General features: G+C 66.6%; 19 protein-coding genes and 1 riboswitch. Of the genes, 13 read left to right on the forward strand and 6 right to left on the reverse strand.

Going from position 1 to position 20526, the window contains the following annotated elements:
- Positions 1 to 10: 10 nt before the first annotated feature.
- From CH268_RS15295 to CH268_RS15335, 9 genes are all read left to right on the forward strand, one after another.
- Entirely contained in the window at positions 11 to 1339 is a 1329-nt protein-coding gene (locus CH268_RS15295; protein ID WP_094664830.1) for a GAF domain-containing protein, read from the forward strand.
- Positions 1340 to 1360: 21 nt separating this feature from the next.
- Positions 1361 to 3418 carry an FUSC family protein gene (locus CH268_RS15300; RefSeq protein ID WP_094664828.1) on the forward strand — a complete coding sequence of 686 codons (2058 nt, stop codon included), beginning with the start codon at positions 1361 to 1363 and terminating at the stop codon, positions 3416 to 3418.
- A gap of 34 nt (positions 3419 to 3452) precedes the next feature.
- Positions 3453 to 4079, forward strand: a complete 627-nt coding sequence (locus tag CH268_RS15305; protein ID WP_094664826.1) for a HEAT repeat domain-containing protein — start codon at positions 3453 to 3455, stop codon at positions 4077 to 4079.
- 10 nt (positions 4080 to 4089) lie between these two features.
- On the forward strand, positions 4090 to 5091 hold the full coding sequence (locus CH268_RS15310) for a HEAT repeat domain-containing protein (RefSeq protein ID WP_094664824.1): 1002 nt from the start codon (positions 4090 to 4092) through the stop codon (positions 5089 to 5091).
- Positions 5088 to 5435, forward strand: coding sequence for a cupredoxin domain-containing protein (locus CH268_RS15315; RefSeq protein WP_094664822.1), 348 nt, complete (start codon positions 5088 to 5090; stop codon positions 5433 to 5435). The genes CH268_RS15310 and CH268_RS15315 overlap by 4 nt, the downstream gene beginning before the upstream one ends.
- A gap of 13 nt (positions 5436 to 5448) precedes the next feature.
- Positions 5449 to 5853: a DUF2752 domain-containing protein gene (locus CH268_RS15320; RefSeq protein WP_094664820.1), complete on the forward strand. Its 405-nt coding sequence runs from the start codon at positions 5449 to 5451 to the stop codon at positions 5851 to 5853.
- Between the two features lie 113 nt (positions 5854 to 5966).
- The gene (locus CH268_RS15325) at positions 5967 to 6164 is read left to right on the forward strand and encodes a hypothetical protein (protein ID WP_027494394.1); all 198 of its coding nucleotides are present in this window, start codon (positions 5967 to 5969) and stop codon (positions 6162 to 6164) included.
- Positions 6165 to 6301: 137 nt separating this feature from the next.
- Positions 6302 to 6958, forward strand: coding sequence for a GntR family transcriptional regulator (locus CH268_RS15330; protein WP_094664818.1), 657 nt, complete (start codon positions 6302 to 6304; stop codon positions 6956 to 6958).
- Positions 6955 to 8205: an MFS transporter gene (locus CH268_RS15335; RefSeq protein WP_094664816.1), complete on the forward strand. Its 1251-nt coding sequence runs from the start codon at positions 6955 to 6957 to the stop codon at positions 8203 to 8205. The genes CH268_RS15330 and CH268_RS15335 overlap by 4 nt, the downstream gene beginning before the upstream one ends.
- Positions 8206 to 8228: 23 nt before the next feature.
- On the opposite strand, the gene CH268_RS15340 is transcribed toward CH268_RS15335, so the two are convergent.
- On the reverse strand, positions 8229 to 8876 hold the full coding sequence (locus CH268_RS15340; protein ID WP_255182402.1) for a DUF6518 family protein: 648 nt from the start codon (positions 8874 to 8876) through the stop codon (positions 8229 to 8231).
- Between the two features lie 99 nt (positions 8877 to 8975).
- Between CH268_RS15340 and CH268_RS15345 the strand changes: the two genes are divergently transcribed.
- Complete coding sequence (locus CH268_RS15345) at positions 8976 to 9596, forward strand: hypothetical protein (protein ID WP_094664814.1); 621 nt, start codon at positions 8976 to 8978, stop codon at positions 9594 to 9596.
- 84 nt (positions 9597 to 9680) lie between these two features.
- Here the strand turns inward: CH268_RS15345 and CH268_RS15350 are convergent, their stop codons facing one another.
- Positions 9681 to 11018, reverse strand: a complete 1338-nt coding sequence (locus CH268_RS15350) for a M1 family metallopeptidase (RefSeq protein WP_032391337.1) — start codon at positions 11016 to 11018, stop codon at positions 9681 to 9683.
- A gap of 6 nt (positions 11019 to 11024) precedes the next feature.
- On the reverse strand, positions 11025 to 14969 hold the full coding sequence (locus CH268_RS15355; protein WP_255182404.1) for a Pls/PosA family non-ribosomal peptide synthetase: 3945 nt from the start codon (positions 14967 to 14969) through the stop codon (positions 11025 to 11027).
- Positions 14970 to 15164: 195 nt separating this feature from the next.
- Positions 15165 to 15280, forward strand: a riboswitch (SAM riboswitch).
- Positions 15281 to 15334: 54 nt separating this feature from the next.
- On the opposite strand from CH268_RS15355, the gene CH268_RS15360 reads away from it, so the two are divergent.
- Positions 15335 to 16666, forward strand: a complete 1332-nt coding sequence (locus CH268_RS15360) for an aminotransferase class V-fold PLP-dependent enzyme (protein WP_094664812.1) — start codon at positions 15335 to 15337, stop codon at positions 16664 to 16666.
- A 154-nt stretch (positions 16667 to 16820) separates the two neighbouring features.
- Positions 16821 to 17324, forward strand: coding sequence for a hypothetical protein (locus tag CH268_RS15365; RefSeq protein WP_032386624.1), 504 nt, complete (start codon positions 16821 to 16823; stop codon positions 17322 to 17324).
- A gap of 11 nt (positions 17325 to 17335) precedes the next feature.
- On the opposite strand, the gene CH268_RS15370 is transcribed toward CH268_RS15365, so the two are convergent.
- Genes CH268_RS15370 through CH268_RS15380 form a run of 3 tightly spaced genes read right to left on the reverse strand, consistent with a single transcriptional unit; the run spans position 17336 to position 19806 of the window.
- Positions 17336 to 17809: a YbaK/EbsC family protein gene (locus CH268_RS15370; RefSeq protein ID WP_032364486.1), complete on the reverse strand. Its 474-nt coding sequence runs from the start codon at positions 17807 to 17809 to the stop codon at positions 17336 to 17338.
- Positions 17810 to 17836: 27 nt separating this feature from the next.
- Complete coding sequence (alc, locus tag CH268_RS15375; protein WP_094664810.1) at positions 17837 to 18799, reverse strand: allantoicase; 963 nt, start codon at positions 18797 to 18799, stop codon at positions 17837 to 17839.
- 11 nt (positions 18800 to 18810) lie between these two features.
- Positions 18811 to 19806, reverse strand: a complete 996-nt coding sequence (locus tag CH268_RS15380) for a hypothetical protein (protein ID WP_032373856.1) — start codon at positions 19804 to 19806, stop codon at positions 18811 to 18813.
- 138 nt (positions 19807 to 19944) lie between these two features.
- Here CH268_RS15380 and CH268_RS15385 point away from each other — a divergent pair, with 138 nt between their 5' ends.
- Positions 19945 to 20523: a TetR/AcrR family transcriptional regulator gene (locus tag CH268_RS15385; RefSeq protein ID WP_094664905.1), complete on the forward strand. Its 579-nt coding sequence runs from the start codon at positions 19945 to 19947 to the stop codon at positions 20521 to 20523.
- The last annotated feature ends 3 nt before the right edge of the window (positions 20524 to 20526 follow it).

The following is a 20526-nucleotide window of genomic DNA, read 5'->3' on the forward strand; positions in this document are numbered from 1 at the left end:
ATTGACAGCGATGACGCAGTCGACAGGCCCTGAACCTGCGCTGGCGGCCGGCGAAGACCCGCGCCGCTACGCGCAGATTCTCACTGCCGTGTACGACGCGACCATGACCGGCGGGAAGTCTCCCGCGCGTCCCCGCGAGGTCATCGGTGACTCCTGGCGGCGGTTGCAGACCCTCGGTATCGACCCGGAACTGGGCAATCCTGCCGAGAGACAGATGGACGCGTCCGATCTCGAGTTCAGTCGACGGGAATCGGGGTTGTTCGACATTCTGGACGACCTCGCCCGTGGCTTGGAATCGGTGGTGCAGGACGGCGACAACATTCTCGTCGTCGCCGATCGGAACGGTCGAGTGCTGTGGCGCAGCGGATCGACGTCGGTGCTCGACCGCGCCGACGGCCTCGGATTCGTCGAAGGGGCCAACTGGGCCGAGGACTCGGTGGGCACCAATGCCATCGGGACAGCCTTGGTCTCACGCCGCGCTGTGCAGATCTTCTCGGCCGAACACTATGTGCGCAGCCATCATTCGTGGACCTGCGCCGGAGCGCCCATTCGCGATCCGCGTACCGGCCAGGTGCTCGGCGCCATCGACGTCAGCGGGCCGGCCAAGACGGTGCACCCCACCACCATCGCCCTGGTGGACGCCGTGGCGAGGTTGGCGGAATCGCAGCTGCGCGAGATTCACCGAACCACCCTGGATCGACTGCGTTCGGTGGCCGCACCGATGCTGGCGCGCCTGCAGTCCCCGGCGCTGGCCGTCGACGCGAACGGGTGGGTCGCGGCCGTCGAATCGGTGGCACTGCGCAATCGCATCCTGCTGCCCGAGGACCTCGCGACGGGACGCTTCTGGCTGCCGAGCCTCGGCGTGTGCGACTTCGAACCCCTGCCCGGTGGATGGCTGGTGCGCCCCACTTCTCATGGGCGTTCCGCCGGCTCCACTCCTGGCGACTCGGCGGACTCGTTCGTCGCGGAGTCCGGCAATACGACGACGATTCGCATCGACCTGCGCGATTCGCAGAAGCCTCGTATCGAGGTGCGCAGCGAGGTGGGGAAGTGGACCCACGAGCCGACGCCCCGGCACGCCGAGATTCTGTACCTGCTGGCCATCCACCGGCAGGGACGCACCGCGTCGCAGATGGCTGCCGACCTCTTCGGCGACGACGGCCGCGCGATCACCGTGCGGGCCGAGATGTCGCGCCTGCGCAAACACCTCGCCGGCATCATCTCCACTCAGCCCTACCGGCTGGACGAGTCGGCGACGGTCGACGTGATCACGCCGGCGGACATGAACAGGCTGCTACCGCATTCGTCGGCCCCCGCTATCCGGGCCGCACGGGGCTGAGCCGTAGCGCAGAATCGGGGAATGAACCGCCTCGCCCGCATCCTCGACGCGTCGGATCCCGGGCAGTTACGGCTGCGCGGTGCCTCGGCGACGACGCTGACGGTGTTGCTCGCGATGGTGGTCCTGCTGCTCGGTACTCGCGCCATCGGCCAGCCGGTCACCGTGGCGATGCTCGGCACCGTGGTGGCGATGCAGGCGTCGGCGTCGGTCAAGGACAAAGACCAGCACAGCCGGCTCGTCACCACCGCCCTGATGGTGCTGCCCGCCTCGGCGGCAGTGACGGTCGCGGCGCTGCTCTCGCGGCTCGGCGCGGTGGCCGACGTCGGATTCATCGCGGTGTTGTTCGCGGCCGTATGGGTGCGCAGATTCGGACCCCGTGGCACCGCGCTCGGCATGGTCGCGTTCATCTCGTACTTCTTCGCGTTGTTCCTTCAGGCGACCCCGGGGCAAGTGCCGATGCTGATCGCGGCGATCGTCGGCGGAGTGCTCATCGCTCTGTTCGTACGGGCGGTGGTCTTTCCGGACCGACCGATCGTGGAGGTGCGGCGGCTGCTGTACGCCATGCGAGCGGTATCGGAATCGGTGCTCGCGGCGGCATCGGCGCGTGAGGACCGTGATCTGGAACTGTTGCGGCGCAGGCTCGATCGGCTCGGAAACACCGCCCTGATGATCGACGACTGGCTCGACCGTCACGACGCGGGACAACTGCTCAGCGTGACGAGTACCGACCTGTCGCTTCGTGTGTTCGACGCCCAGATCGCCACCGAACAACTCGTCAGCTCACTGTGGGCTCTCGATCCGGCCAAGCCGTGGCCGACCGCACTGGGGCAAGCGACTACCGCACTGGGATCGTGCTTGCAGAACGCCCCGTCCGCCGAGCAACTCAAGGCCGCCCGACGGTTGGCCGCCACGGCGGCCGAGCGCGCCGACCCGTCGACCCCCGCCGGTATCGCGACGGTGTCCGCGCAACGAGCGGTGCAGGCACACATCGCCATTCATCACATCACCACCAACGCGGTGGCTGTCACGTCGAGCCCTCGACAGGCTGCTCTCGAGCCGGCGGACAAGGACGAGCCTGCCGGCCTGAACCCCAGCACCAAGGCGGCAATCCAGGTTGCTGTCGCGACCAGCGCGGCAACGGTATTGGGGGAGTTGGTTTCGCCGGACCGCTGGTACTGGGCCGTGCTGACGGCGTTCCTGGTGTTCACCGGGGCGTCGACGCGCGGCGAGATTCTGACCAGAGCCGGTCAACGCATCCTCGGCACGATGGCGGGAGTGCTTGCGGGAGTGGTGATCGCGGCACTCGTCGGCAATCACCAATCCGTTCAGCTGGTGCTCATCGTCGTCTGTGTGTTCTTCGCGTTCTACCTGGTGACCGTCGCGTATGCGCTGCTGTCGTTCTTCGTCACCATCCTGCTCGCGATGCTCTACGGGCTGCTCGGCACGTTCAGCATCGAAGTTCTCGAACTACGGATCATCGAGACTGCAGTCGGCGGAGCCGTCGGTATTGTGTCCGCCTACTTCATCTTCTCGACCGGAACACGAAAGACATTGGTGGACAAGGTCGATACGTATCTCGACCAACTGGACGCCCTGATCGACACCAGCGTCGAATCGGTGATCACTCCGGGAAATGCCACCGACCTGGTGGCGTCGACGCGCACGCTCGACAATGCGCTGAAGGAGGTCGTGACGGCGGGGAAGCCGCTCGTGCTCGGGCCGACGACCCGCAGCCGGCGAGGGGCGAAGCGATTACTGCGGGTGCTGACCGTCAGCGGCCGATCCGCCCACGCACTCGCGCGAGCCGGAGTGCTGGCGTCGCGTGCCGAACCGGAGACGGCACCCTCGGCCGATACTGCCCAGGCCCTGCGCGACGCTGCGGCGCTGGTGCGGGACACCGCCCGGCACGTGGAGGCCGCGATCGCAGGCAAGCGGGTGGGCCAGCCCGAGAAGGTCACCGACACAACGGTGTTGGATGTGTTGCTCACCAGCGCGAACTCGCCCGGCCCGGTGCGGGTCGCGGTGCGGGCGCTGAACATCATGAATCGGACGCTCGCGGACGTCCTGACCCGGGCTTGACCTTCACACGGTGACAAGGTCTTGGCTGACGGCCATGATCGACTCACTTCGGCACCAGAACTCTTCCGTGCGGCTTCGGGCTGCGCTCGACATCGGAATATCGAAGAACCCAGAACTCCTTGACGCGCTGCTCGAGCGTTGCGCCGTCGAACCGGATTTTCAGGTTCGAGAGATGTTGACGTGGGCGCTGATTCGTCTCCCCGCTGCATCGACGGTGCCCAGGCTGATGCACGAAGTGCGCACCGGCGGCGCGCAGGCTCGCAGCCAGGCGTTGCACACGTTGTCGAAGGTCAAGGACCGGGCGGCCTGGCCGGTGATCACCGAGCCGCTCATCTCCGACTCCGACGACGAGGTGGCCCGAAGCGCGTGGCGGGCGGCGGTCGTCCTGGTCCCCGACGGCAGCGAGCAGTGGTTGGCGACGACGCTGTCCACTCAGCTGGGGCGAGGCGGGCGGGAGTTGCAGCGCAGCCTCAGCCGCGCGCTGGTGGAACTCGGGTCGGTGATCGAGCCGATGGTGCGCGAGGCCGCGTCGAGCAAGGATGTTGCTGTTCGCGCGCACGCGCTGGCGACGGAGTCGCTGCTCCGCGACCCCGACAGCGGATTTGCACTGTTCGAGGCCCAGCGCGTCGATGCACTTGGCGCATCCGACCCGACGGGGTGAATATAGGCAGATGTTGATCGGTGAGGTGGCGCGGCGGTCCGGAGTCAGCGCGCGCATGCTTCGGCACTACGACCGGCTCGGGCTCGTGCAGCCGACCTCGCGGACTGGCACCGGCTACCGCGAATACTCCCCGGCCGACGTGCGCCGCCTGTTCCACGTCGAATCGCTCCGGTCGCTCGGGTTGTCCCTGCACGACGTCGGGCGTGCACTGGACGATCCGAGTTTCGCGGCGTCGGGACTCGTCGACGAGCTCGCGGCCCTAGCCGAGGAGCGCATCGCACGAGACACCGAGTTGCTGACACGGTTGCGCCGCATCGGAAGCGCCCGACCGGAGGATTGGGAGGACGTCCTCGGTGTCATCGGCATGCTCGGAGACCTGGACTCGGTGAGCGCGGGGAAGCGGCAGTCTGCGGCATTGTCCTCCGTCGGAGATCGCCCCATCCCGGCCGAGGCTCTGGCCGAGGCGGTGTTGCGCGAGCCCGCAACCAACGTCGCCGGCGCGCTGCGATGGGCACTCGCGCAGACCGGGAGCGACGCCGTCTCGGCGCTGCGGCAGGGCCTCGACTCACCGGATCCCGAGGTGCGTCGCCGCGCCGTCGATACCGTCGTCGAGATTCCGCATCCCGACGCCACCGAGGTGCTGCGGGAGGCGCTGGGCCACGAGGACGGGCAGGTACGACGACTCGCGGCGCTGGAACTGGGTGCCCGAGGAATCGTCGACGCGATTGCGGTGCTGATCGAGATGGTCCACGAGGGTACGAACGATGTGGACGCGGCAGACGTGCTCGGTGAGCTCGGGTATGCAGACTCCACGGTCGCGGCCCTCATGGACGGCCCGAGTGAGATTGCGGCGCGCCTACGGGTGACCCAGGCACTGGCCAGCATTCCGGGTCCGGCGGCGGCGCAGGCTCTGCGCGAGCTGACTCAGGATGAGGACCGCTCGATCGCGCTGACGGCGACCTACCTGCTGGATCGGAGAGAACGAGCCGCTTCGGTACCGTCGAGGTCATGAAGGCACTCGGACTGCTCGCGGCACTGTCGATCACATTGGCCGCGACCGCCTGCTCCACCTCGACCACCCCGGCCGCACCCGCCGAGCCCGCTGCCGAGAACCAGGTGACCGTCGCCGATCGGATGTTCACGCCGCAGTCTCTGACGATCACTGCGGGCGAGACCGTGACCTGGGTTTTCTCCGACCGCGCGATGGCGCACAATGTCGTCGCCGACGACAAGTCGTTCCGCAGCGAACTGATGCAGTCGGGGCAGTTCACCCACACCTTCGACACCGCGGGCACCTACACCTACCACTGCACCCCGCACCCCGACATGACCGCGACGATCATCGTCGAACCGTGATGGACTGCTGGTCATGGCAACGCGGTCCCGCAGCATCGTCGCACCCCTGGGGGTGGCGGGAGCAGCGGTCGGCGGTGCCATCCTGTTGCACGTCCGCGATCCCCAAAGCTCGACGTACCTGCCGTGCCCCTTCCACGCCCTCACCGGACTGTGGTGTCCGGGATGCGGCGCGACCAGGGCTTTCGGCGACCTCACCCGCGGAGACATCGCGGCTGCCGCGTCGAGCAACGTCGTGGCGGTGCTGCTCGGTGTCGTCGCAATCGGTGTCTGGGCCGCGTGGCTGCGAGCACGATGGACGCAGACGCCACTGACGCTGCCTCGTCCCAATCGCCCGACCGTCGTCGTCGGGGTTGCCCTATTGGTCTTGTTCACCGTGGTGCGCAACACTGCGTGGGGCACCGCCCTCGCCCCGACCTGACATCCCTAGGAGGCTGCTGTGCTGCTGCAAATCTTCTCGATCATCGTGCTGCTGGGCGTGCTCATCGCGCTCATCCCCACGGCCCGACGCGTGTTCAAGAAGGGTGACGACGAATGAGCGACTCACTGCGAGATCGGGTGCGAGCGAAACTGCTCGCCCAGATCGCCGACGACGGAGGCACGGCAGCCGAGCAGGCCGAGGGGGACGACCCACGCCTGAACGCACTGCGCGACGACCTCGAAGCACTGGACGCAGCCCCCGACGGAGACCCGGTGATCGACGACATCGCCGCCAGACACTGGGTGCCCTGACCGCTGGCTCCCTCTGGACTCCCCGCGGGGAGTCAATGTGACATGTGGTGGCCTTTTCGGGGGTCAATGTCACGTCGAGTGGCTCTTCGGATGGTCCCGGGTTGGTATCAGCGTGAGGCGCATCTAGTATCTATGTTGTGTCCGAGACGAGATCCGCAGCCGATACGGCGTACCTGACTGTCAAGGAGCTCATCATTTCGGGGGAACTTCCCGGTGGTGAGCTCGTCAGTGAAGGGGAGATCGCGACGCGGCTCGACATCAGCCGCACGCCGGTCCGCGAGGCATTCCTTCGCCTCCAGGTCGAGGGATGGATGCGCCTGTATCCCAAGCGCGGGGCGCTGGTCGTCCCCATCGCGGTGGGTGAGGCGGAGAGCGTCGTCGACGCGAGGCGATTGGTCGAGGCCGGCAGTGTTCGCGCCTTCGTCGGCGATGCGGATGCCCGCGCACGAGTGGTCGAGGCGCTACGCGACAACCTGCGAATCCAGGACAAGCTCGCAGTCGACGGCACCGCAGCGGAGTTCAGTGCCGCCGACGCAGACTTCCATCGCACCGTCGTCCGCGCAGGCAACAACCCGTTACTCGACGCGTTCTACGACGGACTTCGCGAGCGACAGCGGCGGATGACCGCGGCATCCCTGACCCGTGATCCGGGTCAGATCTTGCGCATCGTCGACGACCACCGCAGACTCGCCGACCTGATCGAAGCCGGGGACGCAGACGAATTCGAGCGAGCCGTCGAACAACACATGCTCAGGGTGCACGGCTTGCGCACAGACAGAGGGGGAACACGATGACCGAGGCCATGATCGACGACGACGTCCGACAGACGACGGCCAGACGCTGGCTGTTGGTTGCCGTCGGCATGTTCGCCGTCGCCTGGGGCGGCAACGAATTCACACCGCTTTTGGTGATGTATCGACTCGACCACGGCTTCTCTGCCGTGGTGGTCGACACGTTCCTGTTCGCATACGTTCTGGGCATCATTCCGGCGATGCTGATCTGTGGTCCGTTGTCCGATCGACTCGGCCGACGCCCGATCATGTTGCCCGCGCCTGCAATTGCCGCGGCCGGGTCCATTCTGATCGCCCTCGGACCCGACAACGCCTACATGCTCTTCGGCGGGCGGGTGCTCAGCGGCATCGCGCTCGGAATCGGTATGGCCGTCGGCGGTAGCTGGGTCAAGGAACTCTCCGGTCACGACGCCACCGCCAAGCCCGGTGCCGGAGCGCGCCGCGCCGCGATGTCGTTGACGGCGGGCTTCGCCCTGGGAGCCGGCGTCGCCGGTGTGCTGGCGCAGTGGGCACCCTGGCCGACGCACCTCGCGTACAGCGTGCACGTGCTGATCTGCATCGCCGCGTTCGTCGGCATGCTGTCGGTCCCCGAGACACGCAGCGCCGCAGCATCATCGGGAAGGAAGAGCCTCGTCGACGATCTCAGAATTCCGTCGGCGTCGCATCGACGGTTCCTGTTCGTCGTGTTGCCCTTGGCCCCATGGGTTTTCGGTGCGGCCAGCGTCGCCTATGCGGTGCTGCCGTCTCTGATGGCCGACGCGTTGGCCGACGAGCCCGGTGGCGGTTACCCCGTCGCCCTGTCCGCTGCGATGGCGGTGATCGCCCTCGGTTCCGGATTCGCGATCCAGGCTGTCGGGCGTCGGATCGACACACCCGCCAATGCCCGCGGCGCTCTGGTTGCGCTGTCTCTGTTGGTGGTCGGTATGGCTGTCGCGGCGTGGGCAGCGTCGGTGCTCACCATCGCCGCGGCATTGATCGCGGCAGCGGTGCTCGGTTGCGGATACGGCATGGCGCTGGTTTCGGGTCTGCAAGAGGTGCAACGCATTGCGGGCCCCGACGATCTCGCCGGCCTCACCGCTGTGTTCTATTCGCTGACGTATCTCGGCTTTGCGGTGCCCGCTGTGCTGTCGGCGCTGACCGAGACCTGGCCAGGGGTGGTCACGTATCCGATCATCTTCGGATTCGGCGCGGTGATGGCGGCACTGTGTGGCCTGGTGGTGCGATCGAAAACGTCGGCTCACCTGCCCTAGGGGTCGTGCGCGTCGCCGTGGTCCTAGCGGACGATGTGGTTGGGGTGCGGTCGATCCGCGCCCGGATGCTGGGACTTCCTGTGCGCTACGTGTTGCTTTCGTCGTTGGCGGATCAGCACCGCGGCTCCCACTATTCCGGTGGCCACGAGAACTACGCCTGCGGCGACACTGGCGACACGCTCGGGCCACGGCAGTAGCGTCGGCACGCTGAACATGCCCCGAAAGGACGGCTCGATGATCGCGCCGGCGGGGACGACGAGCCGCGCGATCGATCCCGGGAGGCCACCGGCTCGCGCTACGACCCCGACCACGCCCAACGGGCCGCCCATGACAACGGCGAGAGCGAACCATATCCGGTTCCCCGCCCACACGGTCTCGTCGAACATCCCGAACAACTGCCCGACACCGTAGTGCACCACCAACGCCAGCAGACTCGCGACGATCCCCGCCGCGAATGCGTGCAGCGGCCGTCGGACCAGCCAGCCGGACAGGACAGGCAGGCCGGCCCACACGGCACCGGAATTCAGCAGTTTGCTGAAGGTCGAGCGCACGGCCAGCAACGTGTTCGCCTGAGCGGACAACTGGCTTGCGCTCGTGACATTCGAGGCGAGCGACAACAGAGCCACGGCAACCGCGGCTGCAATGACAAGTCCCCACCACCGTTTCGCCATCAGGGGATGGTACGCAGGCGTGGTGCATTCTCCGGAACAGACGGGGCACCGCGCGAGTGGGTGCGCGCTGACCGGTTCGGCCCTAGGATCAGCGCCATCATGGTGCAGTCCTCGCGCACGGTCCCGCCGTATCGGGTGCCCCCGACAGCTTTGGTAGCTGCTGCCACGGTCTGGAATCGACGCGAAGCCTACTGGTTTCTCGTCGCAGTGATCGTGCCTGCCGCATGCTGGTCCAGGTATCCCGCGCTGGTGCCGTACATGTTCGCGATCGTTCTGTTCGGGGCTCTGGTGTTTCGCTACCGACGGATCGCCTCGTGGGTGTCGATGCTGCGCTGGGGAGTGATCGCACACGTCGAGACCGTGGACACGGCACTGCGCGGCGATCACAACCTCCGACTCGCACACGCCACCGGGTGGAATGTCCAACGGCGTTGGTACACAGGACCGTTGACGGAATCTACGGTGCGCTATCGAGCGGGGGATGCGCGCGGGCACCTGTTCGTTCGGGGACTGCCGTTCACCACCGGTGTGGTGCTGGCGCACTCGAAACAACCGGCTTCAGCGATGGTCATCAGCGACTTCCCCTGCGATCTGCAACTGGACGGCAAGGGACGCTGGGCGGCGTCGTTCCCGACGAGCTTCTGGCGACAAGCACTGGCAACGTCGGCGCTCTACGGCTACGCCGTGGCAGGCCTCGCGGTCTCGCTCGGGTATCGCTGACGGCAATCGGCTCCCCAGACTTGGAAATATGCCTCTGACCGGAGGCACATTTCCGAAACCGGGGAGCCGATTCGAGCGCCGGATCTACGGCAACGACGGCAATTGCGTGTCCACAAGCCATGCGTCCCACAGGGTTCGGGGGCAACCGAAGCGGGAGGCGAGGTCGGTGAAGTCGGCGGTCGCCACGGTGGAGTAGCGGTATTTGGAGGTCCATTCCTGGATCAGGCCGAAGAATCGTTCGTCGCCGATGGTGCGTCGCAGTGCGTGCAGGGCCAGCGCGCCCCGCTTGTAGACGCGGTCGTCGAAGATGCGGGCGGGCCCGGGATCGGTGAGCTGCAGATCCATCGCGAGCCCTCGCTGAATGGTGTGCGCTCGCTTGGCCTTGTCGTGAGCCGTTGCGCCGCCGGAGTTCTCGGCCCAGATCCATTCCGAGTAGCAGGCGAATCCTTCGTGCAGCCAGATGTCTGCCCACTTGCCGAGGGTGAGGGAATTGCCGAACCACTGGTGGGCCAATTCGTGTGCAACCAGGCGCTCGTAGTACCGGGAACCCGAACAGTGGTTGGCACCGAAGATGGACAGGCCCTGCGCCTCGACCGGGATTTCGAGATCGTCGTCGGTCACCACCACGGTGTACGCCGCGAAAGGGTAAGGGCCGTAGAGCCGTACGAAGGTGTCCATCATCTGGGGTTGACGGCCGAAGTCGTGGTCGAACTGAGCTCGTAGCCGCGGGGGCGTGATCGCGTTCATCGGCACCGGTCCCGGGCTGACGACGCGATGCTCGTACGGGCCGACCTGAATGGTCGCGAGATAGCTGGCCATCGGCTCGGGCTGCTCGTACACCCACGTGGTCCGGCTGGCCCGAGTCTGCTTGCGTACCAACGTGCCGTTGGCCACCGCGTAGTACGGCGAATCGGTGGTGATGGTGATGCCGTAGCTGGCCTTGGACACCGGGTGGTCGTCACACGGAAACCACGATGCGGCACCGTTCGGCTGACTCGCGACGATCGATCCCTCGGTGAGCTCCTCCCAGCCGACCTCACCCCAGAAACCGTTGATGGGCTTGGGTGTTCCGCCGTACGCCACCGTGACCACCAGTGCCGCTCCGGACGCGATGGGCTTGGCGGGAGTGATCTTCAGCTTGCCCCGCTGGTGGCTGAACTTCACCGAACGTGACCCGTTGACCGACACCTTCGACACGTTCATCGCCGGGCCGAGATCCAACGCGAATTTCGACACCGTCGCCGTGGTGACCGCGGTGATCTTCGCTTTGCCCGTCAATCGGTTGCTCTCGACCTTGTACTCGAGGTCGAGTTCGTAGCGCGAGACGCGATAGCCGCGATTGCCGTTCTGCGGAAGATACGTATCGATCGGATTGTCACTGGAGTCGACGTCGAACACCGGTGCCACGAGCCTGTCCGGCATTGAAGATCACCCCTCGTTTCGGTCGTCGCGAATCCGCGGAAAGGGATCACCCTTGGCCCACGGCGCGATCGGATTGCCCTGCCAACGAGTATGCGCGGGAACCGTATCGCCGCGCATCACCAGAGAGGCAGGCCCCACCGTCGCACCATCACCTATACCCGATGCCGGCAAAGCGACACAGTGCGGTCCCAGGGTTGCGCCTCTGCCGAGATCGACGGTGTCCATGGACATGATCCGATCATGGAACAGGTGCGTCTGCACAACGCACCCTCGGTTCACCGTCGCACCGTCGGCCAACGTCACGAGGTCTGCCTCGGGGAGCCAGTACGTCTCGCACCACACACCTCGACCGATGTCCGCCCCGAGCCACCGCAGCCACATGTTGAGCACCGCGGTGCCCTCGGCAGCGCGCGCGAACCACGGTGCGGCGACGGTCTCGACGAACGTGTCGGCCACCTCGTTGCGCCAGACGAACGAACTCCACAGCGGATGATCGGTCTTGCCGATCCGGCCGACCCACAGCCACTTCGCGGCCGCCGACACCGCTGCAGCCACGAAGCCGGCGACGAGCAACACGACACCGCTGAGCGCGGCAGCGAGCCAGTAGCCGATCGAGTCGGCAATCGCGGTCAGTCCGAACAACACGCCGAGCCCGATACCGAACGTCACGACGACGGGAATCAGCCGGCACGTCTCTACGAGTGAACGGGCGATCTTCAACTTCCGAGGCGGGTCGAACGTGCGCGATGAGTCGGCACTGCCTGCCGCGCGGCGCAACCGGACCGGCGGACTACCGAGCCATGACGAGCCCGACTTCGCCTTGTCCGGAGTTGCCGACAGCACCGCAACGAGACCGTTCTTCGGGACGGTCCGCCCCGGTCCCGTCATGCCGGAGTTTCCGAGAAACGCCCGCTTGCCCACTTTGGCGTCACCCAGGTGCATCCAACCGCCGCCGAGTTCGTAACTGGCGACCATGGTGTCGTCCGCCAGGAACGCACCGTCGGCGACGGTGGTGAACTTGGGAATCATCAGCACCGTCGACGCCTCGACGTCCTTGCCGATCTTCGCGCCCAGCAGTCGAAGCCAGTGCGGCGTCAGCAGCGATGCATAGAGCGGGAACAGGAAGGTGCGCGCGGAGTCCATCAGACGTTCGGTGGCCCAGACCTGCCAGCCGATACGGCTGCGCACCGGGTGGTAGCCGCCGACGAGTCCGATGCCGAGCAACCGCACCGCGACGACGGTGATCAGTGCGAACACCGCCAACGAGACCAGCGTCGCGACGGGCAACATCACCAGGCCACGTTCGAAGGCGTCGAACACGGAGTCCGCGGTGTGAATCCACCAGCCCATCAGCACGAGGCTGACGCCGATGGAGAACAGTGCCATGCCGGACAGGAACAGGGACGCGACGCCGTACGCGAACACCCATTTCGTGGCGCGCGGCGGTGTCTCGGCGGGCCACGGATGGTCGGCCTTGCCTACCTTCTGAGCCGGCGAGCCGGACCACATCTGACCGGCCTTCACTCGTCCGACGACGGCCGAGCCTGCCGTGACGACCGCGTTCTTGCCGACCTTGGTGCCGGGCAACAACGTGGAGCGTGCGCCGACGGTGGCACCGGCACCGATTTCGATGCCGCCGATGTAGACGAGATCGCCGTCGATCCAGTGCCCGGACAGGTCGACCTCGGGCTCGATGGAACAGCCGTCGCCGAGTTCGAGCATGCCGGTGACGGGCGGCATCGTGTGCAGGTCGACGCCCTTGCCGATCTTGGCACCGAGCGCACGCGCGTAGTAGACCATCCACGGCGCACCCGAGAGGTTCGAGGCACCGCTGGCGTCGGTCAATCGTGTTGCCGCCCAGAGCCTGATGTGCATGCTGCCGCCGCGTCGATACGCACCGGGTTTCAAGCCCGCCAACAGGATGCGAGATCCGATCACCGAGATCGCCATGCGGCCGACCGGAGTGATGAACAGGACGAATGCCACGAGCACCCACCACCACGACAGCGTCGGGGCCCAGGGCACGTCGCCGAACCAGGACATGACGTTGAAGAGCAGCCCGAGCCAGGTGACCCACTGCAATCCGGTCAGGGTGGTCAACGGAACCGTTGCCGCGATCTGCGCCCATTGCGCGGTGCGCGACGTCGGGGCGACCGCACGGGGAACGGCCTCGACGACCGGCTTCAAATCATCCAGATACTGCGCCAGCGAACCCAGCCGCGGGTGGTCGTACAGCTGCGCGACGGTGATCTCGGGGAACCGTTCGCGCAGTGCCGTCACCAACTGGGCGGCCGAGAGCGAGCCGCCCCCGTTGGCGAAGAAATCGGCGCTCTCGTCCGAGACCTGCGCACCGAGGATGTTGGTCCACAGTTCGGCCACCCAGCCCGCCGTCCCACCGAGCGCGGACGCTCCTGCCATGCCGGGCAGGGGCCACGGCAGCGCGTTGCGGTCGACCTTGCCCGAGGTGCGCGTGGGCATCTCGTCGACCAGCGCAAGCCTGGGCACCAATGCCGCGGGCAACTGCTCGGCGAGCAATTCGCGTGCGGCTTCGAGATCGAAATCGGGATTGGTGCTGGCGAGGTATCCGACCAACACCGAGTTTCCGGCCGCCGTCTTGCGGATGGCGGCCGCCGCGCCGCCGACGCCCGGAAGTGCTTGCAGCGCATTGTCTATCTCGCCGAGCTCGATGCGTCGCCCGCCGAGCTTGACCTGATCGTCGGCGCGACCCTGGAACAAGAGCCCTTCGAGCTCGAGCTTGACCAGATCGCCGCTGCGATACGCCCGTTCCCACCCGAGAGATGGCATGGGCGCGTACTTCTCGGCATCCTTGGCCGGATCGAGATACCGCGCGAGTCCGACGCCGCCGATGACCAGCTCGCCGATCTCACCCACCTGCACGGGTAGTCCCGAACCGTCGACCACAGCCAGGTCCCACCCGTCGAGGGGAAGGCCGATCCGGACAGGGCCCTTGCCGTCCATGATCGCCGCACAGGCGACGACCGTCGCCTCGGTGGGACCGTACGTGTTCCAGACCTCGCGGCCCTCGACGGCGAGCCGCTCGGCCAGCTCCGGCGGGCAGGCCTCGCCGCCGAAGATGAGCAGCCGCACCGCTTCCAGCGCTACTGCGGGCCACAGCGACGCGAGCGTGGGCACCGTCGAAACGACACTGATGTCGCGGGAGACGAGCCACGGCCCCAGATCGAAACCGGACCGCACCAACGACCGCGGCGCGGGCACCAGACAGGCACCGTGCCGCCACGCCAGCCACATCTCCTCGCAGGAGGCGTCGAATGCCACCGACAGACCGGCGAGCACTCGGTCGCCCGGACCCAGCGGATCCTTCTGCAAAAACATGCGGGCCTCGGCGTCGACGAACGCCGCGGCGTTACGGTGGCTGACTGCAACACCTTTGGGGGTTCCGGTCGAACCCGAGGTGAAGATCACCCACGCGTCGTCCTCGGGTGTGGGCAGCTCGGGCACCGGAGTACCGGCACCCAGTTCGGGCGCATTCTGTTTCGGCGCGGTGCCGGCAGCGATTCCGCCCGCAGTGACGATGGCCGTCACCTGCGCCTCACCGAAGACCAATTCGGCGCGCTCTTCCGGATCGTCGGCGTCGACGGGTACGTACGCAGCCCCGACGTCGAGGATCGACAGAATCGCGACATAGAGCGAGAAGGACCCCGACGGCATCCTGATGCCGACGCGGTCGCCGCGCCGGACACCGGCGTCGGCGAGCCACTGGGCGCCCTCAGCGATGTCGTCCAGCAGTTCGGCGTAGCTGACCGACACCGTCCCGTCGTCGATCGCGGGTGCATCCGGGAAGCGATCGGCGGTCTCCTGCAGTACGTCGATCAGTGTGCGGGCCGGCGGGGCAAGGGGCGAGCGGAGAAACGCGGCCGGAGCAGGTGCGATATCCGTGCTCGAACCCGGCAGATCGTTCTCTTGGTGCACAGGCAACCGGGTGTCCTTCTCGTTCGTTGGCAGATGACTCTTGTGGTGCTGGGGAAAGCAGCGCCGTTGGTTATCTCACGTTCTGTTTGCCAGCAGGTGAACGAGCGCGCCTTCCCACCGCGGAAATCCTACTGCTGTGTCGGAGCGATCCCCGGCTTGACAAAACCGTGGCGGGTTTGCCAGTGTCTTGACCACGGTCACGAGTACCAGCATCGAGCCCCGGCTTGCTGGTCGGCAACCCTCCTTCGCGGTGGGGTGCTCCGGGTGACGACCAGGCTGACACCGAACAATCGGTGCGGCAAGCGCGGACTCGTTCACGAATATCTTCCGTTGCGGGTCCCTCGAACGTGAGGGCTTGATCTGTCATGACGTCTGTACTTTCCCGTCCCTGCACCCCTTTTGCCCCTGTTTCCGGCACGGAGTTGCAGGTTCCGTTGGTTCACGGCGGCACGTGCACCTACGCCAATTTCGATTACGCGGCCAGCGCGCCTGCGCTGTCCGCAGTGACCGATCGGATCGCGGAGTTGCTGCCGTTCTATTCGAGCGTGCACCGCGGGGCCGGCTACGCGTCTCGGGTGTGCACCGCGGCGTACGAGAAGGCGCGTGAGACCGTGGCTGAATTCGTTGGTGCACAGACGAATTCAGTGGTCGTGTTCACACGCAACACCACCGATTCGCTCAATCTGTTGGCCGCGTGCGTGCCGGGGGATACCGTGGTGCTCGATATCGAACACCACGCCAACCTCTTGCCGTGGCGCAATCGCCGAGTGGTGGTCGCGGCATCGACGCTGGCCGAAACGCTCGCCCGGCTCGACTCCGAACTGGCTGCGAAACCTGCTGCGCTACTGGCCATCACGGGTGCATCGAACGTCACCGGCGAAGTGCTCCCCATCGAGCAACTGGCCGATCTCGCGCATCGCCACGGTGCCCGGATCGTCGTCGACGGCGCACAGCTCGTTCCGCACCGTCGAGTGGACATCGCCGCACTCGGTGTGGACTATCTGGCGTTCTCCGGTCACAAGCTCTACGCCCCGTTCGGCGCGGGTGTGCTTGTGGGAAGCCGTGATTGGCTCGACGCGGGCGAGCCCCACCTGGCCGGCGGCGGTGCCGTGCGCAGTGTGACGATCGAGCACACCGACTGGGCTCCCGCACCGCAGCGTCACGAGGCGGGAACGCCCAACGTGCTCGGAGTCGCCGCGCTGGCGGCGGCGTGCGAGGCCATCGCGTCGTTCGACGAGGATGCCGCGACGGCGCACGAGCGGGAATTGTCCACCCGATTGCGGGACGGGTTGGCCGCACTGAAGGGTGTCGAACTGCTGCAGGTGTGGGCCGACGCGCCCGACGTCGTCGGCATCGTCACCTTCACCGTCGCCGGCCACGACCCCGGTGAAGTGGCGGCGTACCTGTCGGCCGAACACGGCATCGGAGTGCGCGACGGAAAGTTCTGCGCCCACCCGCTGCTGCGCCGGCTCGGTCATGCCGACGGTGCCGTGCGGGCCAGTATCGGTCTCGGCAGTTCCTCGGCCGACGTGGACCGACTCGTCGACGCGTTGGCAGCGTTCGTCGAGTCCGGGCCGACATGGGCTTACGCCGAAGAAGCCGGGTGGTGGAACCCCGTACCGGACCGTCGGCCGTTCCCCGCCCTGGCCGACGGGGCCGCCGGGGTTGGATCCCCGTGCAGCCCCACAGGCAGTTAGCATGGCGTCATGACCGTGAGTGTCGTGTCGCGTGGCAATCGCCACTGGTGCAACAGGTATGTCGATCTGTGCCGCACTGCGTCCGGGTCGTGTTCGAGTTCGGCTCCGCTCCGACCGCATGCGCATCCCGACCGACGAATCAGGACCACCACTCATGTCGCACAATCACACCCGCATAGCCATCGAATCCGCTGACGTCTGGACCGAACTGACCGTCGGGCCCGAGGTGAACACCATCAGAATCGTTGCCTCGGACCTGCGGGAAGCTCAGCAACAACGCACCCGGTTGCACGCAGAAGCCGTCGACCGCGGTGAATCGGCCGACAATCTCGCGGTCTTCCTCGATCTCGAGATCTACATCGCTGCCGACGCCAGGACGGCCCGTCGGGAATTCGCCGCACTCGACGCGCCGGCAAGCCCGTCGTCCATCCGCTACGTCGGTACCCCGTCGGGACTGGCGAGTTTGATCTCCGACGTCACCGCGGCCGACGTCGCCGACGGCGTGACGCTGCAGGTACACGGCGAGATCGAGCGGCAGTCGACGTTCCTGGCCGCGGGAGTGTTGCCGCTCCTCGAATCGCGCGGCACCCGCCTCGACACCGACGTCGTCGACGCGATCCTCGGCGCACCCCGAATTGCCCCGACCCTTGCTTCCTAGGTCGTTCGAGCTCAGGTGACGTCGATCGCCAGACCTGCGGTGATGCGCAGCAACTCGGTGTACGACGAGCGGAAGATCGTGTCGATGTGCCCGGCCGCGGCCCACAGTTCGGGGTGGGCCGCAAGGTCCTGATCGACGAACGTATCCAAATTCGTCGGATGGCCCACCGGAGCGATTCCCCCGATCGGCTGGCCGGTGGCGTGCTTGGCGGTACGCAGATCGGCCCGGGCGAGCGTGCCGCCGAGACGCTCACCGGTGTGCTCGAGATGAACATTGTGAGCCCCGGACACCAGGAGCAACACCGGCTCGTCGTCGAGCAGAAACACCATCGACTTCACGATCGCACCCACATCGACGCCCAACGCAGCTGCGGCGTCGGCGGCGGTGTGGGTGCCCTCGGGACTGTTCACCACCACCCCGTGATGACCACGAGAAATCAGGGTGTCGGCAACGTGGGCTGCATTCGGATGAAGTAGCCGGGACATGCCCCAACCCTATTGCCACACGACCGTTTACGCAGACAGGTCGAGATCACCGAACAGTCTCAATCGCGCCATTCCCCCGTCGGGGAAGATGTCCATTCGCACCTCCGACACCGGAGTGTCGTGGTCGAGAACGAAGCGATGCCGAGTGTCGGGCTGCAGTGTCGTTCGCGGCAGGAGTTCGATCCAGTCGCCGTCGCCCAGTCGCCCTTGCAGGGACGCGGCGCCGGGGGCGTTGCCCAGGAAGCAACTGGTGTCCAGCTCGGCCAGCCGGATTCGGCCCGTGCCGGCGAGCTGCACCTGCACCCAGTCGTTGGCGTCGTTGCGTCGACGCGAGGTCTCCCAGCCTTCGCCCATCGAGCGCGGCGGGCCGGGGAACAGCAGATTGTTGGGGGAGCTGTAGAACATATTGGAGCAGGCCGACACGTATGCGCCGTTCTCGAGCGCGGCCAGGTCGACGGGCCCGACGGCGAGGAACTTCGGGTCCGGGACGCCGCGGCCCAGTACTCGCAGCCGAGCGACGCCGCCGTCCGGGTAGATGGACAGCTTGACGTGAGTCCACCGGGCGTCGGACGCGACCTCGAATCGGTTCTCGCTGTCGCCGTCGACGGCACTACGGGCGACGATGGTCGTCCATTCCGTGTCGTACAGCTCGGTCGGTGACGGGAATCCGGTCACCTCGGCGGCCTCGATCGAAATTTCCGGCGGGTAGTTGCCGGTGAACCACGACGTGTCGACGATGACGGCCGATACGACACCGGCAGCTCCGAGTCGCACGATCGCCTCGTCGTAGCCGGCCTCGCGTCGGCGCCGCGTCTCCCACCCGTCGTAGATCTGCCCCTTGTGCCCGAACGTCGCGGTCGAGTAGTCGGCTTTGCCCGGTGTGATCAGATTTTCCTTCTCGGCGAACGTCTCGTCGTTCGCCCACACCACTGCGCCGCCGAGTGTGCGGACAGCGAGATCGGGCATCGGCAGAGGGAAGGTGGCAGTCATGGGATGCCACTTTACTGGCTCGGCATCGATTCACCGGCGCTGCGACGACGGCGCAGAACCGCTGCCGCAGCCATCAGCAGCACGCCGATCAGGATGTAGAGGCCCAGTCCGAGTGCCGGCTGCCCGACCCCCGCACCCGAGAAGTACACGATGCTGCGCACTCCTTCGGTGCCGATGCCCGGGGTGATCCACCGGCCGATCGACGCGTACACATGCGGCAGTACGTTGGCCCCGAAAGCGCCTCCAGCGCTGGGATTTCCGAGGATGACGAACAGCACGATCGCCGCCGGTACCGCAGCCACTCCGATCAGGGCTCGCAGGCCCATCGTGAACAGTCCGGTGGCGAAGACGACCCCGGTGCCCAGCACGGTGAGCGGAAACCAGTGTCCGGCAAAGGTTCCGAGTACGTGGGTGGTCAGCAGTGCTCCCAGTGCGCCCGAGGCAATCGAGTACGCGGCGAGAATGCCGACGTGGACACAGGTTTCGCGTCGGGTCGTCGGTGCCCCGATGAGGAGACCGAAGGCGGCCGCGAGGAGGTAGCCGCCGACGACCCAGCCCACCGACAGGTAGAAGCCGGACAATCCACGGTTGTCATGCACGCCGACCGGGATCTCGTCACGCACCACGAATTGGCGTCCCTGAGCGGCATCGACCTCGGTGAAGATCGATTCGAGGGCGGTCGCCACCGAGCTGCCGGCAGCGCTCGCGGTGATCAGTGTGTCGGTGCCGCTCGAGCCGACGACGTAGGCACCGAGGATGTCCCGATCGCGGAGCAGAGTGCGAACCTCGGCGGTGTCCACTGCCGTACGCGCGTCGAGCGGCGCACCGTCGATGGCGTCGAGGCGGTCGGCGGTCTGCTGGTCCAGGCCGGCGGGAAGCCCGGCCTCGGTCACCACGGCGATCGGAATCGCGTGGGGAGTCGGCTGATGGAACGCCGACACGTAGCTGAGGATGAAGCCGAGTTGCAGCACCAGCACTGCGGCGGCGAGTAGTGACATCTTGCGCATGAAAAGTGCTCCTGAACATGTCGAGACTCGAAGACCTTGTCGATACCCGAGGTATTCAATACTCTAGGTATCGTGAATGCCGAGCAGCAAGAAGAGTGGCGATCGACACAGCCACAGCGCAGGCCGCAGCGCACCGATGTGCGAGAGAGACTGCTCGCCGCAGCGGCCGACGAGTTCACCGAGCGCGGATACGCGGCGGCCAAGCTCACCGACATAGCCGATCGGGCCGGCTTCACGAAGGGGGCCGTGTACTCCAACTTCGATTCCAAGCAAGGGCTGTTCGCCGAACTGCTGGCACAGCGCTCACTCGATCTCGCCGCCCGAGTACTCGCTCACGTGTCCGACCTGGACCCGCAGGCGGCTGCGGGAGCCGGCGGCGGCGAAATCGCGTCCTGGGTGGTCGCCGAGCCGCGGTGGCCGCTACTGACCGTCGAATTCGGGATTCTTGCGGGCCGAGACCCGGCGATTGCCGAGCGCTACCGCACCGACCGTCGTGCCCTCCGCTCCGAGCTCGAACGACTGATCGCCGATCGGGCGGTGCAGTGGGGTGTGGGGGAGGCGTTCGATGCTCGACGCCTCGCGATGTCCTTGGCTGCGTTGATCTCCGGATTGGCCGTGGAACATTCGGTGGATCCGGAGGAGATCGACCGGTCCGTCATCGCCGATGCCGTGTCGGAACTGTTCGCCGGAGCGATAGCCAGAGCACAGCTCGATTGAGGG

The organism is Rhodococcus sp. 06-1460-1B (assembly GCF_002258475.1).
In the GTDB taxonomy this organism is placed as follows: domain Bacteria; phylum Actinomycetota; class Actinomycetes; order Mycobacteriales; family Mycobacteriaceae; genus Rhodococcoides; species Rhodococcoides fascians.

What these genes read in the sequence shown, in the direction of transcription:
- CH268_RS15295 (WP_094664830.1), top strand. Translation starts at nt 11, where the DNA reads ATGACGCAGTCGACAGGCCCTGAACCTGCGCTGGCGGCCGGCGAAGAC.
- CH268_RS15300 (WP_094664828.1), top strand. Translation starts at nt 1,361, where the DNA reads ATGAACCGCCTCGCCCGCATCCTCGACGCGTCGGATCCCGGGCAGTTA.
- alc (WP_094664810.1), bottom strand. Translation starts at nt 18,799, where the DNA reads ATGACTGCCACCTTCCCTCTGCCGATGCCCGATCTCGCTGTCCGCACA.
- CH268_RS15325 (WP_027494394.1), top strand. Translation starts at nt 5,967, where the DNA reads ATGAGCGACTCACTGCGAGATCGGGTGCGAGCGAAACTGCTCGCCCAG.
- CH268_RS15315 (WP_094664822.1), top strand. Translation starts at nt 5,088, where the DNA reads ATGAAGGCACTCGGACTGCTCGCGGCACTGTCGATCACATTGGCCGCG.
- CH268_RS15335 (WP_094664816.1), top strand. Translation starts at nt 6,955, where the DNA reads ATGACCGAGGCCATGATCGACGACGACGTCCGACAGACGACGGCCAGA.
- CH268_RS15380 (WP_032373856.1), bottom strand. Translation starts at nt 19,806, where the DNA reads ATGCGCAAGATGTCACTACTCGCCGCCGCAGTGCTGGTGCTGCAACTC.
- CH268_RS15305 (WP_094664826.1), top strand. Translation starts at nt 3,453, where the DNA reads ATGATCGACTCACTTCGGCACCAGAACTCTTCCGTGCGGCTTCGGGCT.
- CH268_RS15340 (WP_255182402.1), bottom strand. Translation starts at nt 8,876, where the DNA reads ATGGCGAAACGGTGGTGGGGACTTGTCATTGCAGCCGCGGTTGCCGTG.
- CH268_RS15365 (WP_032386624.1), top strand. Translation starts at nt 16,821, where the DNA reads ATGTCGCACAATCACACCCGCATAGCCATCGAATCCGCTGACGTCTGG.
- CH268_RS15310 (WP_094664824.1), top strand. Translation starts at nt 4,090, where the DNA reads ATGTTGATCGGTGAGGTGGCGCGGCGGTCCGGAGTCAGCGCGCGCATG.
- CH268_RS15350 (WP_032391337.1), bottom strand. Translation starts at nt 11,018, where the DNA reads ATGCCGGACAGGCTCGTGGCACCGGTGTTCGACGTCGACTCCAGTGAC.
- CH268_RS15320 (WP_094664820.1), top strand. Translation starts at nt 5,449, where the DNA reads ATGGCAACGCGGTCCCGCAGCATCGTCGCACCCCTGGGGGTGGCGGGA.
- CH268_RS15360 (WP_094664812.1), top strand. Translation starts at nt 15,335, where the DNA reads ATGACGTCTGTACTTTCCCGTCCCTGCACCCCTTTTGCCCCTGTTTCC.
- CH268_RS15370 (WP_032364486.1), bottom strand. Translation starts at nt 17,809, where the DNA reads ATGTCCCGGCTACTTCATCCGAATGCAGCCCACGTTGCCGACACCCTG.
- CH268_RS15345 (WP_094664814.1), top strand. Translation starts at nt 8,976, where the DNA reads ATGGTGCAGTCCTCGCGCACGGTCCCGCCGTATCGGGTGCCCCCGACA.